Raw genomic sequence first — 15,517 nt, forward strand, 5'->3', positions numbered from 1 at the left:
CAGACTCGATTGACGTGCGTCAAGCGCGTGGAATCCACGACTGCAAAAATTCGTATCAAACGTCGTACTGTCTTCCTTTCGTGCTGCGGCTCCCTTTCAGGATCGGTGCTTGCATGAACAAAGCGTCACTCAAGCCGGTCGTTGCGACTGACCGTCTCACCCGCCGTTTCGGCGAGCTCTGCGCTGTCGACGAAATGACCTTGTCCCTGAATCCCGGGGAGGCGTTAGGCTTGCTCGGACGCAACGGCGCCGGCAAGACGACGGTGATCAAGATGCTGACGACGCTGCTTCCGCCGACATCTGGTCGCGCGACCGTCGCCGGTTTTGATATCGTCGAGGCGGCGAGCTCGGTGCGACGCGAGATCGGGTACGTGCCGCAGGCATTGTCAGCGGACGGCGATCTGACTGGCTACGAGAACCTGCTTGTGTTTGCGAAGCTGTATGACATTCCGCGCGCGGAACGCGCCGCCCGAATTCGCAGCGCTCTGGCTTTCATGGAACTCGCCGAATTCGGCGACAAGCTCGTCAAGACCTACTCGGGCGGGATGATTCGGCGCCTCGAGATCGCGCAATCGACCCTGCATCGTCCGAAGGTGCTGTTTCTGGACGAGCCAACCGTAGGACTCGATCCAATCGCGCGAACAACTGTCTGGGAGCAGGTCGAACGACTCAAGGCGGAGTACCGCAGTGCAATCTTGCTGACGACGCACTACCTCGAGGAAGCCGAACGGCTGTGCGACCGCGTCGCGATCATGAGTCGCGGTCGTGTCACCTCGATCGGTGCGCCGCGAGAGCTCACCGCACAAATCGGGCCTGGTGCGACGTTCGAAGATTCCTTCGCGTACTTCACGCGTGACGAAGCAGGCACGCAGGGATCGTATGATGAAACGTCACAGACGCGCCGCACCTCCGAGCGACTCAGCTGACGTGCCGCTGCCCGGGATGGCTCGGCGCTTCGCGCAGTTTGTTGCGAAGACGCTGGCGATTGCCGACATGGAGATCCGCAAGCTGCGGCACGACCCAACCGAACTCGCGACTCGCGCGATCCAACCGGCGCTTTGGCTGCTGATCTTCGGGCAGGTGATGAGCCGGGCACGCGTAATTGAGACCGTAGACATGGGCTACCTCGATTTCCTGACGCCGGGGATCCTCGCGCAAAGCGTGCTGTTCATCGCTATCTTCAACGGCATCTCGATCATCTGGGAGCGCGACCTCGGCATCGTTCACAAGTTTCTGGCGAGCCCGACGCCGCGTGCGGCGCTGGTGCTGGGCAAGGCGCTCGGCGGTGGAGCGCGCGCGCTGGTCCAGGCCATGGTGGTCATTGCGTTGGGCGCGATGCTCGGTGTGCACATGCGCTTCGATCCGCTCGCGCTCGCAGGGCTCGTGCTGTTCGTGGTGCTCGGCGCTGCTGTGTTCTCGAGCTTCTCGCTGATCATCGCGTGCCTCGTGAAGACGAGGGAGCGCTTCATGGGCGTCGGGCAACTGCTGACAATGCCGCTCTTTTTCGCGAGCAACGCGATCTATCCGACAGCGATGATGCCGCGCGCGCTGCAGGTCGTCGCCCACCTGAATCCGCTCAGCTACCAGGTCGATGCGCTGCGCTTGCTTCTGTTGCCAGGCTATGACGCGGTCCCGCATCTGGGACTCGCGCACGATCTTGTCGTGCTGACTGTTTTTCTCGTGATGATGGTGATCGTAAGCGCACGGCTCTATCCACATATCGCCCGCTGATGCGGGGCAGCGATGTGGATCACTCCCCGCCGCCAGCGTGACGGCGGTCGAGGGGGCGGCCAGCATCCGAGGTCGGTTCCCGGTGCCCCGCATCGCGGTCCGCCCACGCATGCGCGTCGCCGCCCATCGCGACGTAAAGCTGGGCCGTATCAACATACCGTAGCCCTTTCGCTTTCGCGTAGCCGACGCGTGCCTGCGCGTAAAGTCGCTGCGCCTGCAGCACGTCGACCAGGCTCGCGGTGCCGACGCGATAGCTCTCCTGCTCGAGGTCGAGCGACGCTTTCGCTGTGTCCAGCGCCTCGCGTTGCGCGGCGAGCGCGTCGGCATCATGCTCGAGCGCGCGCAGCGTATCGGCGACTTGGCCGAACGCGGTCAGCACTGTTTGTCGGTAGGAGCCGAGCTGGGCGTCGAACGCATCGATCGCCTCGCGCTGCTGCGCCTTAAGCGTGCCGCCATGAAAGAGCGGCACCGTCAGCGCGGCCGCGACCGACCATAGCCGGCTTGCCGGTTCGAAAAGCGGCCCCATTGCGCTCGCGGCTTGCGTCCACGACGCGCTCAAAGTCACGTCCGGATAGAGCTGCGCCGTCGCGACGCCGATCGCGGCGCTTGCCGCATGCAGCTGTGCCTGCGCCGCGCGAATGTCGGGCCGCGCCTTCAGCCATGCCGACGGAAGGCTCACCGGAACTTCGAGCGGCAGCGCGATCATGCCGAAATCGAAACGCGGCGCTTGCCATCTTGCGGGCGTTTTGCCGACGAGAATCGCGAGCGCATCCTCGGCCGCGCTCAGTTGCTGCGCGAGTGGTGGTGCCAGCGCGAGGTCGGATGCAAGCTGGCTGCGTGCAGCGAGCACGTCGCTGTCCGACGCCTTGCCCACCACTCGCTCGATTTCGACGAGTTCGACATTGTGCCGGTCCACCGCGACGATGTCGTCGACGGCAGCAATCTGCTCGCGCGCGCTCGCAGCCGTCAGCGCCTGCGTCACAGTGTTGCCTGTCAATGCAAGATAGGCAGCGGCGAGCGCGTCGCGCTGGTACTCGGCCAGCGCGGTCTGCTGTTCGACTTGCCGTCGCACGCGGCCTGACAGGTCGAGGTCGTAGCTGACGGTCGGGCCGACGGCGAGCAGGTTGCCAATCGTATGTACCGACTCGTCGGCACCGATGCTCGTGCGGGCATGCTTGCCACTGGCCGCGACATCCACTTGCGGAAACAACCCGCCGCGTGCCGCCAGGATGGCCTGTTGCGCCTGCTCAAGAGTCGCGCGCGCGGTGTCGAGCGTTGGGCTGTCCGCGATCGCTTCCGAGACCGTGTCGTCGAGTTGAGGCGAAGCGAACGCGGTCCACCAGCGTTCGGGCACGGCCGCGCCTGCTTGTGCGTGCTGGGTGCCGTCGTCGCCTCCCGCCGGCGGGAAGGCAGCGGGGGACGGCAGGAAGCGGGGGTCGAGTGGCGGCGCGGGCGACACGTAGTCGGGCCCCGCCGCGCACCCAGCGAGCGTCGCGATCGCGCCCAGCAGCACTGCCGGCGACAGGCACCGCTGCCATCCGCGGCACGCCGCGGCGCTGTGGCGGGAGACGCCGAAGCCGTCACTCATAGCGCAGCGCCTCGATTGGATTGAGCCGGGATGCCTTCCTCGCAGGGTAATAGCCGAAGAAGATGCCGACGACGGTCGAGAAAGCAAAGCCGCCCGCGACGGCAGCCGGCGACACCAGGACAGGCCAGTGCGCGATGGCCGTGATCAGTTCCGATGCGGCGATTCCGAATACGATACCGCCGACACCGCCCATCGCGCTGAGGAACACGGCCTCGACGAGAAACTGCAGCAGTACGTGGAGACGGCGAGCGCCGATCGCCATTCGCAGCCCGATCTCGCGCGTGCGCTCGGTGACCGACACGAGCAGGATGTTCATGATGCCGATGCCGCCGACGAGCAACGAAATCGACGCGACCGTCGCGAGCAGGAGCGCCATGATGCGACTGCTGCCCTGCGCGGTTTCCGCAATCTGGCTCAAGTCGCGCACCGCGAAATCGCTGTTTTCAGACGCGCGCAGATGATGCCGTCGCCGCAGCGTGTCTGTCACCTGGTCGATGGCGGTCTGCACTAGCGTCGGGCTCGCGGCCTGCACATAGATCTGGTTGACGTAGCCGGTGAGCCGCGGAAAGCTTCCGTAAGGATTCGCGACGGGTGGAAAATATGGATCGGCTGACGTCTGGGCCTGGTTCGGCACCGCGACGCCGAGCACTTTCTGTTCGGCCGCGCTGAACGGCATGAGCAGCACGTCGTCCTGGTCCTGCCCGTACGCCGTTTGCCCTTTTGCCGCGAGCAGGCCGACAACGCGCAGCGGCGCGCCCTTCACGAGGATCTTGGCGCCGACGGGGTTTTCGCCCCGCGCGAACAACTGCTGATAGACGGTTTGCCCAATAAGCGCGACCATCGCGGCATCCCGCTCGTCGCTTTCGTCTAGCGCGCGCCCGACTGCGATGTGCCAGCCCGTGGTGTTCAGATAACCGGGGGCGATCCCTTGGATGTTCGTTGACCAGTTCTGGCCGCTGTACTCGACCTGGCCTATCTGGCGGATCAGGTAACTGACGGAACTGACGGCCGTGTCGTCGCGCCGCAGCGCGCGCGTCGTCGACGGTCAGCGTCGACGCGCTGCCGGAGCCGGCACGTACGCCGGTGGCCGTCGTCGCGCCGGGCAGGACAACGAGGAGGTTAGTGCCAAGGCTTTCGATTTGCTTGCGCACCGCTTCGTTGGCGCCCTTCCCGACGGCGACCATCGCGATCAACGCGGCGACGCCGATGAAGACGCCGAGCACGGTGAGTGCCGAGCGCATCTTGTTGCGCCAGAGTGCGACTGCGGCGGCAGACAGTGTCATCGTCGCAAAGCCCGACCGCAGCCGGCCGTAAGACGCGGTTTGCGGGCCCGACGCGCCAGCGGGTGGAGCCTGGGCCGTCTTGCCCGCGTATACGCCCGAACGCGTGTCTCGGCGTTCGTCGGACACGATTTTGCCATCGCGCATCGTCACGACGCGGTCCATATACGCCGCGATATCCTGCTCGTGGGTGACGACCACGATCGTCATGCCGTGTTCGCGATTGAGCGCGAGCAGCATCGACATGATGTCGTGCGACGTGCGCGTATCGAGATTGCCGGTCGGCTCGTCGGCAAGCAGCATGCTCGGGTTGCCGATGAGCGCCCGTGCGATCGCTACGCGCTGCTGCTGCCCGCCGGAGAGCTGGCTGCTGGTATTGCGCTCGCGATCGGCTAGACCGACGAAGCGCAACGCCTGCCGTGCGCGCGCGACGCGCTCCGCGCGGCTTGCCGGCCCCGTTGTCGCGTAGAAGAGAGGAAGTGCGACATTCTCGAGTGCGCTCGTCCGCGCGAGGAGGTTGAAGCTCTGGAACACGAAGCCGATCCGGCTGCTGCGGATGCGTGCGAGATCTGGCTCGGAGAGCCCGGCGGTGTCGACCGCCTCCAGCACGTAGCGGCCGCCGCTCGGGCGATCGAGACAGCCGAGCACGTTCATCAGCGTCGATTTGCCGGAGCCCGACGATCCCATGACTGCGATGAATTCGCCGCGTTCGATCGAGAGGTTGACGCAGTCGAGCGCGCGCATTTCCACGCCGCCCGTCGCATAGACCTTCGTCACATCCCGAAGCTCGACCACAATCTCGCCCATCGCGCGCCTCGCGTCGTCACCTGCGCAACAGCGGCGTGGCGATCGTACCGGCTCCGGCGTGTGCGATCGTTTCGGCGACGATGACTCGATCGCCCTCCCTGAGCGCGCCGCGCGTCACCTCGGAATACGTATCGTCGTCTAGCTCAGTCGCGACATCGATCGCGAAAGGACGGCCGTCGCGAAGCACCCAGACCCGAGCGGCGGACTGCGGACGGCCATCGGGCTGCAGCTCCGCCGGGTTCACGCCCGCCCCGGACGGCGTGTAGCGCAACGCCTGATCCGGCACGCGCAGCGCGTGATCATGCCGGTCGATGACGATGTGTGTCGTCGCCGTCATCCCAGGCTTCAGGCTCAGGTCGTCGTTCGCGACGCTGACCACGACGTCGTACGTCACGACGTTCTGCACGGTCTGCGGGGCCTGCCTCACTTGCAAAACATGCCCTTCGAACTGCCGTTTCGGGAAAGCTTCGACGGTGAAGGTCGCGGCATTGCCTTCATGCAGGTCACCGACATCGCTCTCGTTGACGTTCGTGTCCACCTGCATGTGCGTCAGGTCGGTCGCGATCAGGAAGAGTGTCGGCGTCTGGAAGCTCGCGGCAACGGTTTGGCCGATGGTGATGTTGCGTGAGACGACGGTGCCGTCGACAGGCGACACGATGTCCGTGTAGCCTAGATTGACGAGCGCCGTGTCGAGGGCTGCGGCCTTCTCGTCGATCGCCGCGGCGTCGACGGCGACCTGGGCCTTCGCTTGTTCGTGCACGCTGCGCGCATTGTCAGCGGTGTCCTGGGAGACGATGCCGTGGTTGAGCAGTTTCGCGTCGCGTTCGTCGTTCCGCCGCGCATAGTCGAGCTGGGCGCGATCCTTGACGATCTGCGCGCGTGCGTTCGCCAGGTCAGCGCGCGCCTGGTTGACCACGGCCTGATACGGGCGCGGATCGATCTTCGCGCAGAGCTGGCCTTTATGGACGCGTGTGTTGAAGTCACAATACTGGCTCTGGATCACACCCGACACATAGCTGCCGACGATGATCGTCAGCACGGGGTTCAAGGTGCCTGTCGCCGTAACCGTGCGCACGATCGACCCGCGCGTGACGGGGCTCGTGACATAATGCACGGGCTCGCTGCGGTTCGCGACGAGCCACCACGCCAGCAATGCGGCTCCGAGCAGCAGCAGGCTGGTGATTGCCATCCAAGTCCGCGCCGTAAATCGCCGGCGTGGACGACCGGTGACGCTATTGCGAGGCGCGACCGCGCCGCCGCCTAGATGGCGGGCATCCACCGCATCGACACGGTCGGCGAAATCGGTCACGCGGTTCTCGATCGGGAAACGGCGAAGCGTCAGCCCGCCTTGATCTCGATTTTCTTCTCGGCATTGGATGCTTCCGGCGTCTTTGGCAGCGTGACCTTCAGCACGCCCTTGTCGAACGTTGCTTCGATCTTGTCGCAGTCCACGCCGTCCGGCATCCTGAAGTATCGCTCGAACGCACCGAAACGGCGCTCGTGAACGTAATAGTCCTTGCGCTTTTCTTCCTTCTCTTCCTGCTTTTCGCCGCGGATCGACAGGCCGCCGTTCGAGAGCTTGACCTCGATGTCCTTCTCGCTCAAGCCCGGCAATTCCGCCGTGATTTCGTAGGACTTGTTGGTTTCGATGAAGTCGACTGCGGGCTCGGCCGACCATTCTCGTCCGCGGCGCCAGAACGGTTCGATGTCGAAGATTGATCGACGCATCGACGACACGCGCACGCCGTGATCGAAATCGTCGAGCAGGCGATCGATCTCGCGCCGCAGTGTCTCGATAGGGTGCCAGAAAGGCGCGGTCAACGACGATTCTTCCGTATTGGCCTGCGCCTTCTTGACCGGCAGCTTGGTGGTTGGCTCGCTCATGTCGCACTCCTTTTCGTCAATGGAGAGCCCATTTTCGGCTGGTACCGGTCGCGTTCGTTGACGAAGATCAACGGCCAAAATGGGGACGCGAGGGGGCTTTGCACTCGCCGGGGCGACGCACGATCCAGATGTCGAGAACGCCGGCGTCAATACAGCAGAAACGCCGCCCGCTCGCGTGCGAGCACCGCGTTCTGCGCATCGGCGAACCGCTCGATTTCGCGGCGTACACCCGTCGGCCGACAGGTCCGCCATCACGGGCGAGCCAACCAACGCGCGAATCGCGTCGATTCGGAAGCGGTCCCGGCAGCGCGTAGGCAGCACGGGCGCAACCGCCAGCCCGTTGCCGCCCGGCCGCATGGTTCCCGGCAGCGGTCCAGTCTACAGACCCTCGCGGTGCGCGGCGCCGTGCGTCCCTTGTGTCGCCACGAACCAGGTCGGCACGAACGTGGCGTTCAGTTACATCGCGCTGAGGTCATCCGCGAGCGCGCAGCCGTCGATCCACGGCGCACCGATCACACGGAACGGCGTCGCCATCTTCCATCCGACGCTAAGCTCCACACCTTCGACGAGGCCGATATTCGGATACAGCGGCAGCGCCGCGTTGCCGCGTTCGGCAGGAGACAGGCGTCTCTTCGAGATGACGCGTGACGAGATCGATCTGGACGCCAGTGCGGTTCCGAGGCGGTGGCGGTCGAACGCGCAATCGCGAAACGCTCGTGCCCACGGCCGAAAGCGCGCGTCGTCGAGCCCGGTGCGGCGACAGGTTGCCGTCAGCGAGTGGCCGACGATCTCGCAGAGGCAGTCGGTCTCTTGATGCCCGACAATCCCCGCATGAAGCTGGACGGATTCAGCATCGGTGAAATGCACTCGACCGATCGTCCGAGCATCCCAGTCTGCTGGCCGTGTCGTTCGAATGCAAGCCATGGTCGCCTCCGGTGGTACGCGGTCGGGCAAGAAACAACTCGGTTCGTCCCGTCGTCGAACACGCTCGCACCGCCGTAAATCGGTAATCAGCGGAAATTGATTTGTCGTGCCGCGTTCCGGCTGCCGGACATCTTTGCTGAGCATCGTTCGCGGCACGCGCGCGCGACGCAGGAAAGGGACAAGAGAGACTCTCACGAGCGCTTCGCCTTGCGTTTTCCAGTCAGTTTCGTCGTCGGGCTTCCGCGCGCACTGAGGCAATCCACACAACCGACGCGGGCCGGCAGTGCAACCAACGTGATTCGTGGACGGCTTCGCCCTCGCGCGTGGCGGCCGTCGACGCGCGGATGCGGCGATGCGATACGAGCACATCCGGCAACAAGGGCGCGAAACCTTTGGCTCTGTTGCTGCGCTCGCGCTCGTCTCGTGCGGATCGGGCCGACGCATTGACGCACTGCGCCAATGCTACGCCCTCGACATCGCGCCGAATCGCCCTTGACGCATGTCAACTGTGCGTCGGCATTCGCTATCTAGAGTGAAAGCTCGAGGTCGACCGGATCATGTTTGTATGAACGCGCCTGCGGTAATCGCCAAAACGCCCGCCGACCTGCGGGTCACCCCGAATCTGCTCGACTACGACGACGAACGACGCCGATTCTCGTGGGCCGCCGCCGCACGGGAACTCGCTGTCGAGCCGGGCGGCGGCCTGAATATCGCGTGGCAGGCCGTCGATCGCCATTGCACTGGCCCCGGCAGAGACAAGACCGCGCTGCGCTTTCTCGCACGCGATGCGGCGCCCCGAGCCGTCAGCTACGGCGAACTCGCGGCGCTGAGCAACCGCTTCTGCAACGTGCTGCGCAGCTTGGGAGTCGGCAAGGGCGACCGTCTCTTCATCGTCGCCGGTCGCATCCTCGAGCTCTACATCGCGGTGCTCGGCAGCCTGAAAAACGGTACGGTCGTCTCGCCGCTGTTCTCCGCGTTCGGGCCGGAGCCCATCGCCACGCGAATCAACCTGGGCGCGGGAACGGTGCTCGTCACGACCGACGCGCTCTTCGAGCGTAAGATCGCGCGATGGCGCGATCGCATGCCGGGACTGAAGCACGTCCTGCTCATCGCCGAAGAGTCCGGCGCAACACTGATCCCCAGCACGCAGGACCTCGCCGCACTGATGGCGAGCGCATCCGATTCTTGCCGCTACGAAGCGACCTCCGCGCAAGACATGGCACTGCTGCATTTCACGAGCGGCACCACGGGCACGCCGAAGGGCGCGGTGCACGTGCATGACGCGGCGATCACGCATTGGGCCACCGGCCGATACGCGCTCGACCTGCACGCCGACGATACCTACTGGTGTACCGCCGATCCCGGATGGGTCACGGGCACCTCGTACGGGATCATTGCGCCGCTGCTGCATGGCGTGACGTCCGTTGTCGATCGCGAGGAATTCGACGCCGAACGGTGGTACGGCATCCTGGAGGACGAGCGCGTGTCCGTCTGGTACACCGCGCCGACTGCCGTGCGCATGCTCATGCGAGCCGGCGCCGAAGTCGCGAAGCGCCATGCGTTCCCATGCCTGCGCTTCATCGCGAGCGTCGGCGAGCCGTTGAATCCGGAAGCCGTCTGGTGGGGAAAGGAAGTGTTGGGGCTGCCGATCCACGACAACTGGTGGCAGACGGAAACGGGCGGGATCATGATCGCGAACACTCCCGCCTTCGACATCAAGCCCGGTTCGATGGGCAGGCCGCTGCCCGGCGTCGATGCGGCGATCTTGCGCCGCGACGCGGCAGGCGGCGTGCAGCTCGTCGACGAGCCAGGCGTCGAGGGCGAGCTGGCGCTCAGGCAAGGATGGCCCTCAATGTTTCGCGGCTACCTGAATGAAGACGCGCGCTACGGGAAGTGTTTCGCGGGCGGCTGGTATCTGACGGGCGATCTGGCGCAGCGCGACGCGGACGGTTACTACTGGTTCGTCGGGCGCGCCGACGACGTGATCAAATCGGCGGGGCATCTGATCGGCCCGTTCGAAGTGGAAAGCGCGCTGATGGCGCATCCGGCCGTCGCCGAAGCCGCGGTGATCGGTAAGCCCGATCCGGTGGTCGGCGAGGCGGTCAAGGCGTTCGTCTCGCTGAATGCGGGCCACCAGCCCGACGAGGCGCTCCGCATGGAATTGCTCGCTCACGCCAGAATGCGTCTAGGGGCGGCAGTCGCTCCGAAGGAAATCGCGTTTGTCGAGCAACTACCGCATACGCGCAGCGGCAAGATTATGCGCCGCCTGCTGAAAGCCCGTGAGCTGGGGCTGGCCGAAGGGGACATCTCGACACTGGAGGCAGGCGCATGACGACCGTCGAGCACCCCGCTCCGCCGCCGCCGTCGGGCCCCGTGCCCTACGGCAAGGACCTTGCGCTCGTCCTGCTGCGCGACATGCTGCGCGTGCGCCGTCTCGAAGAGAAATGCGCCGAGCTGTACGGCGCGGGCAAGATACGGGGCTTCCTCCATCTGTACATCGGCGAGGAGGCCACCGGCATTGGCGCGTTGCACGCCCTCGATCCCGACGACAACGTCGTCGCGACCTACCGGGAACACGCTCACGCACTGGTGCGCGGCATGGACATGGGCGTCCTGATGGCGGAAATGTACGGCAAGCGCGAGGGTTGCGCACGCGGTCGTGGCGGCTCGATGCATCTGTTCGACCGGCGCATCCGACTATTCGGCGGGAACGCTATCGTGGGCGGCGGCTTGCCGCTCGCGGCCGGGCTCGCACTCGCCGAGAAGATGCAGTCCGGCAAGCGCGTCACCGCGTGTTTTTTCGGCGACGGCGCAGTCGCCGAGGGCGTGTTCCACGAATCGATGAATCTCGCGGCGCTCTGGAAGCTGCCGGTATTGTTCTGCTGCGAGAACAACCTGTACGCGATGGGCACGGCCGTCGAGCGCAGCGAGTCCCAGACGGACCTCTGCGTGAAAGCCGCATCGTACGACATGCGTGTGTCGTCGGCCGACGGAATGGACGTCGTCGCCGCGCACGAGGCGGCCATGGACGCCGTCGAATACGTGAGAGGTGGCGAGGGGCCGATGTTCCTGGAACTTCGCACTTACCGCTTCCGCGCGCATTCGATGTACGACGCCGAACTCTATCGCCAGAAGGCGGAAGTCGACGAATGGAAGACGCGCGGGCCGATCCACACGTTCACCGCTCGGCTCAAGGCCGAAGGCAAGCTGACGGAGGACGAATTCGTCGCGCTCGACGCCGACGCGAACGCTGAAGTAGCGCGCGCCGTCGCGTTTGCCGAGGCCGGCGAGTGGGAGTGCGTCGAAGACCTCGCGAAAGACGTGTACACGATAACGGGAGGCCCATCGTGACCAAGCGGCTCACCTACCGCGAAGCGCTGCGCGACGCGTTGCGCGACGCGCTGTCGAACGACCCGCGCGTGTTTCTGATGGGCGAGGACGTGGGCCGATACGGCGGCACCTATGCCGTGTCGGCCGGATTGCTGGATGCGTTTGGTCCCGAACGCATCCGCGACACACCACTGTCGGAACTCGCCTTCACCGGCGCGGGCATCGGCGCGGCACTGGGCGGCATGCGCCCGATCGTCGAGGTCATGACGGTCAACTTCAGCCTGCTGGCGCTCGATCAGATCGTCAACACCGCCGCGCTTTATCACCACATGTCCGGCGGGCAATTCTCCGTGCCGCTCGTCGTCCGAATGGCCACGGGCGCCGGCCGACAGGTTGCGGCGCAGCATTCGCACAGCTTCGAAGGCTGGTATGCCGGCATTCCGGGAATCAAGGTCCTCGCGCCCGCGACCATCGAAGACGCGCGCCACATGCTGGCGCCGGCGCTGGCCGATCCGGACCCCGTGCTGATCTTCGAGCATGCCGGCCTCTACAACATGGAGGGCGATTTGCCCGATGCCGATGCCGTCGACATCCGGTCGGCGAAGGTGAGGCGCGACGGTCGGGACGTCGCGATCATTGCGTATGGCGGCTCATTGCCGAAAGCGCTCCAGGCGGCCGATGCGCTCGCAAACGACGGCATTTCGGCCGAAGTGCTCGATCTGCGCGTGCTGCGCCCGCTCGACGACGCGACGATCATGGCTTCGGTGATCAAGTGTCGGCGGGCGGTAATCGTCGACGAATGCTGGCGCAGCGCGAGCGTCGCCGCAGAAATCATCGCGCGCATCGTCGAACAGGCTTTCTACGAACTCGATGCGCCGCTCGCGCGCGTGTGCGCCGAGGACGTACCGATTCCGTATGCCCGGCACATGGAAGAGGCGGCCTTGCCGCAAGTCGACAAGATTGTCGCCGCGGTGAAACAATTGCTTTCGTGAATGCTCACGCGCTCCGGGAGGAGGAAGCATGATCGAATTCACATTACCTTCGATGGGCGCCGACATGGACGAGGGCACGCTGCTCGAATGGAAGGTGAAGCCCGGTGACGTCGTGAAAAAAGGCCAGGTGATCGCAATCGTCGACACGAGCAAGGCCGCCGTCGATATCGAAAGCTGGCAGGAAGGCACGGTCGACGAACTGATCGCCGAGCCGGGCGAGAAGATTCCGGTCGGCACGCCGATCGCGACGCTGCTCGAGCCCGGCGAAACGCCGCCAGCCGTCAGGCTTGCGCGCCGGCAGGTGCGGCTGCCCGCGACCGTCCGCGCCGGCGTGCGACGCAAGATCTCGCCCGCCGCCCGACAACTTGCGCAACGACATGGCGTCGATCTCGACGCCGCGCCCGGCACCGGTCCCGGCGGCTCGGTGACGCTGGCGGATGTCGAGCGGACCGTCGCCGCCGTCGCGGCTCCGACCGCGGCCGCCGCGACAGGCGAGCGCCTTCAAGAAATGAGGCGCGTGATCGCCGCCGCGATGGAGCGCTCGAAGCGCGAGATCCCGCACTACTACGTGTCCGAAACGATCCCGTTGGGCAAGGCGCTCGCGTGGCTTGCCGCGGAGAACGCGAAACGTTCCGTCGTAGACCGGCTGCTTCCGGCAGCGCTGCTGCTCAAGGCCGTGGCCGTGACGCTTAGCCGGTTCCCCGAACTCAACGGCTTTTACCGTCAAGGCGTTTTTCAGGCTGCCGGCGAGGTGCACCTCGGCGTGGCGATCTCGCTGCGCCAGGGCGGCCTGATTGCACCTGCACTGCTCGATGCACACTCGAAGCCGCTGATCCAATTGATGCGCGAGCTGCTGGACATGACACAACGCTGCCGGGCCGGCTCGTTGCGGAGCTCCGAGTTGTCGCAATCGACGATCACCGTGACGAATCTCGGCGAGCGGGGCGCTGCGGAAGTGTTCGGTGTCATCTATCCGCCGCAGGTCGCGCTCGTGGGGTTCGGGCGGGTCGTCGAGCGGCCGTGGGCCGAAGGCGGCGGACTCAGGATCATGCCGGTCGTGACCGCCAGTCTATCCGCTGATCATCGCGTATCCGACGGCCATCGCGGCGCGCTGTTCCTCGTCGAGCTGAGCGACGCATTGCAGGACCCCGAGGAGTTGAGCCGATGAACGATACCGACGTACGCGCCGCCGTATTGGCGACGCTCAAGGCGATCGCACCGGAAGTCGACACGTCGACGCTGCGCACCGATCGCCCGTTGCGCAGCCATGTCGACCTTGACTCGATGGATTGGCTCAATTTCCTGGCGGGGCTCCACACAAGGCTCAAGGTCGATATTCCCGAGTCCGACTACGGCCGGCTGCGCACGCTCGACGACGTAGTCAGATACGTGGTCGACAAGCGCAGGTCCTAATTTTCAGACGGTGCGTCGCCCTGCTGATCCGGCGTTGTCGTCTGGGGCAAGCTGACGTATTTTCCACCGTCGGCGACAATCCTCAGCGCCTCGACAAAATCCGATCTGCGGCCGAATCCGCCGACGAATCCGGAAACGCCGGCGGAAAAGGCATAGGCCGCCTGTTCTTCGCTGGCGGTGGCGCTGACGACCAGAATGCTCAATTCGGGGTACTGTTGCTTGACTAGGCTGACGAATTGGGAGTGCAGCCTGCTGAATCCGATCGTGCTGACGACAAGTACCTGTGAGTCAGCCGCACCCGGATCGGAAAGTAATGTCGCTTCGTTGTCCGATTCCCAGGCGATCTCAATGTCGCTGTCGCCTTCGAACTGATGGCGAACGGATGCGAGACCGTCGGGAGTGGCATCAAAAATGGCAACCCCGATCACGATCAGAACCAATTCACGGATGATCGAGGCAGGGGCTAACAGTTATCGTGACCGCTCGGGGACCATCGTCAGATTAACGGCTAAACAACTCGCGCTGGCAAACGGGGACGCGCGGGCACCGATCCGCCGCTCGCACGCTTCGATGGCGATCCTTTGCTTTGCCGCGCTGTTTCTGGCCGAAACGGGAGTCAACCTCGCCCAGCTGCTGGCCATGATCAGCTCGAGCCTGCGGGATGCGTCGGTTGCACGTCAGACGTTTCGTGAGGTCAAGTACCGGGCAGGCGGGCGGGACGTTACATTCACCGTCTCGCTGGGCTTCATGCCGAAGCTCAAGGCTTATCTGGCGTTGCGTGAGTATCTGGTGCAGGACGCAGACTGCGACGCGCTGTTCATGACAGTCGGGCGTTCTGCGCAGCGAGGACAGCTAGTGTGTCTCCCACCTGAGTTTCTGGTTCAGCTTTACGATCGACTCGACACGCTCGGGATCGTGCTGCCGCGCATTACCGCGGGCCAATGGCGTGTGGCGAAGCAGGATTGGGCGGTGAGCAAACACGGTCCTGGCGTCGCAGCCAGACTGATGGGGCACTCGGTAGAAACGGCGCTGCGCTCGTACTCGAACGGCACGGACGCCGCGCACAAGGCTGAGATGGGCGCATTCCTCGCGTCGGTCGAGAAGACCGTTTTAAAGATCGGTGAAGACCCGACTGGCAGCATCAGGAGCGCAGTGGGCGTCTGCATCGATTTCCGCAAACCTGGGCCGATCGCCGCATCAGTTACCGTGAAGCCGGATTGCCGCTCGACCGAAGGATGTCTCTTCTGCGATCAATATCGCGTGCACGCTGACGCTGCCGACATCCATAAGCTGCTGAGCTGTCGTCATTGCGTCAGGCTCGTGAGCGGACGCGCCGATTCGATCGAGCAGTACAGCAGTTCGTTTGGCGCTGTACTGCAGCGCATTGACTTCCTGCTGGATGAACTGCGCAGGCGCGACGCCGCGCTGGTCGATCAGATTGAGCATGACGTTGATGTCGAAGGGAATCTGGACGCTTTCTGGTCGGCCAGGCTCGACCAGCTTTACGAATTGGGAGTGGCATGAATAACACGCTGATCGCGCCGATCGCTGAGCGGCCCGACTGGTAT

Annotated in this window: 14 protein-coding genes and 1 pseudogene; 8 read left to right on the forward strand and 7 right to left on the reverse strand. The window is 64.8% G+C overall.

Features of this window, described 5'->3' with window-relative positions:
• The first annotated feature begins 113 nt into the window (after positions 1-113).
• Together WS78_RS34060 and WS78_RS34065 are read left to right on the forward strand one after the other, a co-directional pair.
• Positions 114-926: an ATP-binding cassette domain-containing protein gene (locus WS78_RS34060; protein WP_059583957.1), complete on the forward strand. Its 813-nt coding sequence runs from the start codon at positions 114-116 to the stop codon at positions 924-926.
• Positions 883-1,731 carry an ABC transporter permease gene (locus tag WS78_RS34065; RefSeq protein WP_059710775.1) on the forward strand — a complete coding sequence of 283 codons (849 nt, stop codon included), beginning with the start codon at positions 883-885 and terminating at the stop codon, positions 1,729-1,731. Before WS78_RS34060 ends, WS78_RS34065 begins: the two co-directional genes overlap by 44 nt.
• A 19-nt stretch (positions 1,732-1,750) precedes the next feature.
• Here the strand turns inward: WS78_RS34065 and WS78_RS34070 are convergent, their stop codons facing one another.
• The 6 genes and pseudogenes from WS78_RS34070 to WS78_RS37905 form a co-directional block, all read right to left on the reverse strand.
• Positions 1,751-3,190, reverse strand: coding sequence for an efflux transporter outer membrane subunit (locus tag WS78_RS34070; RefSeq protein WP_198174687.1), 1,440 nt, complete (start codon positions 3,188-3,190; stop codon positions 1,751-1,753).
• Between the two features lie 121 nt (positions 3,191-3,311).
• Positions 3,312-3,737, reverse strand: a complete 426-nt coding sequence (locus WS78_RS37900) for an ABC transporter permease (protein WP_226377358.1) — start codon at positions 3,735-3,737, stop codon at positions 3,312-3,314.
• Between the two features lie 120 nt (positions 3,738-3,857).
• Positions 3,858-5,406, reverse strand: a pseudogene (locus WS78_RS34075) (ABC transporter ATP-binding protein/permease); the annotation flags it as partial.
• Positions 5,407-5,422: 16 nt separating this feature from the next.
• Entirely contained in the window at positions 5,423-6,715 is a 1,293-nt protein-coding gene (locus WS78_RS34080; RefSeq protein ID WP_226377349.1) for an efflux RND transporter periplasmic adaptor subunit, read from the reverse strand.
• Positions 6,716-6,744: 29 nt separating this feature from the next.
• On the reverse strand, positions 6,745-7,290 hold the full coding sequence (locus WS78_RS34085; protein ID WP_059583965.1) for an Hsp20/alpha crystallin family protein: 546 nt from the start codon (positions 7,288-7,290) through the stop codon (positions 6,745-6,747).
• A 456-nt stretch (positions 7,291-7,746) separates the two neighbouring features.
• A complete protein-coding gene (locus WS78_RS37905) occupies positions 7,747-8,157 on the reverse strand; it encodes an exo-beta-N-acetylmuramidase NamZ domain-containing protein (protein ID WP_059583967.1) in 411 nt (136 codons plus the stop codon).
• Between the two features lie 622 nt (positions 8,158-8,779).
• On the opposite strand from WS78_RS37905, the gene acsA reads away from it, so the two are divergent.
• Genes acsA through WS78_RS34115 form a run of 5 tightly spaced genes read left to right on the forward strand, consistent with a single transcriptional unit; the run spans position 8,780 to position 13,949 of the window.
• Positions 8,780-10,546 carry an acetate--CoA ligase gene (gene acsA, locus WS78_RS34095; RefSeq protein ID WP_059583969.1) on the forward strand — a complete coding sequence of 589 codons (1,767 nt, stop codon included), beginning with the start codon at positions 8,780-8,782 and terminating at the stop codon, positions 10,544-10,546.
• Positions 10,543-11,565 (forward strand): pyruvate dehydrogenase (acetyl-transferring) E1 component subunit alpha, encoded by a 1,023-nt coding sequence (gene pdhA, locus WS78_RS34100; RefSeq protein ID WP_059583971.1) that lies wholly within the window; start codon positions 10,543-10,545, stop codon positions 11,563-11,565. Before acsA ends, pdhA begins: the two co-directional genes overlap by 4 nt.
• The gene (locus WS78_RS34105; RefSeq protein ID WP_059583974.1) at positions 11,562-12,536 is read left to right on the forward strand and encodes an alpha-ketoacid dehydrogenase subunit beta; all 975 of its coding nucleotides are present in this window, start codon (positions 11,562-11,564) and stop codon (positions 12,534-12,536) included. The genes pdhA and WS78_RS34105 overlap by 4 nt, the downstream gene beginning before the upstream one ends.
• A gap of 28 nt (positions 12,537-12,564) precedes the next feature.
• Complete coding sequence (locus WS78_RS34110; RefSeq protein ID WP_059583977.1) at positions 12,565-13,704, forward strand: dihydrolipoamide acetyltransferase family protein; 1,140 nt, start codon at positions 12,565-12,567, stop codon at positions 13,702-13,704.
• A complete protein-coding gene (locus tag WS78_RS34115) occupies positions 13,701-13,949 on the forward strand; it encodes an acyl carrier protein (protein WP_059583979.1) in 249 nt (82 codons plus the stop codon). The genes WS78_RS34110 and WS78_RS34115 overlap by 4 nt, the downstream gene beginning before the upstream one ends.
• Here WS78_RS34115 and WS78_RS34120 read toward each other — a convergent pair.
• Positions 13,946-14,389, reverse strand: a complete 444-nt coding sequence (locus WS78_RS34120) for a DNA-binding response regulator (protein ID WP_226377350.1) — start codon at positions 14,387-14,389, stop codon at positions 13,946-13,948. The two genes, WS78_RS34115 and WS78_RS34120, sit on opposite strands and share 4 nt — an antisense overlap.
• Here WS78_RS34120 and WS78_RS34125 point away from each other — a divergent pair.
• Positions 14,361-15,473, forward strand: coding sequence for a hypothetical protein (locus WS78_RS34125; RefSeq protein WP_226377351.1), 1,113 nt, complete (start codon positions 14,361-14,363; stop codon positions 15,471-15,473). The two genes, WS78_RS34120 and WS78_RS34125, sit on opposite strands and share 29 nt — an antisense overlap.
• The last annotated feature ends 44 nt before the right edge of the window (positions 15,474-15,517 follow it).

It is taken from the genome of Burkholderia savannae, from assembly GCF_001524445.2.
Lineage (GTDB): Bacteria > Pseudomonadota > Gammaproteobacteria > Burkholderiales > Burkholderiaceae > Burkholderia > Burkholderia savannae.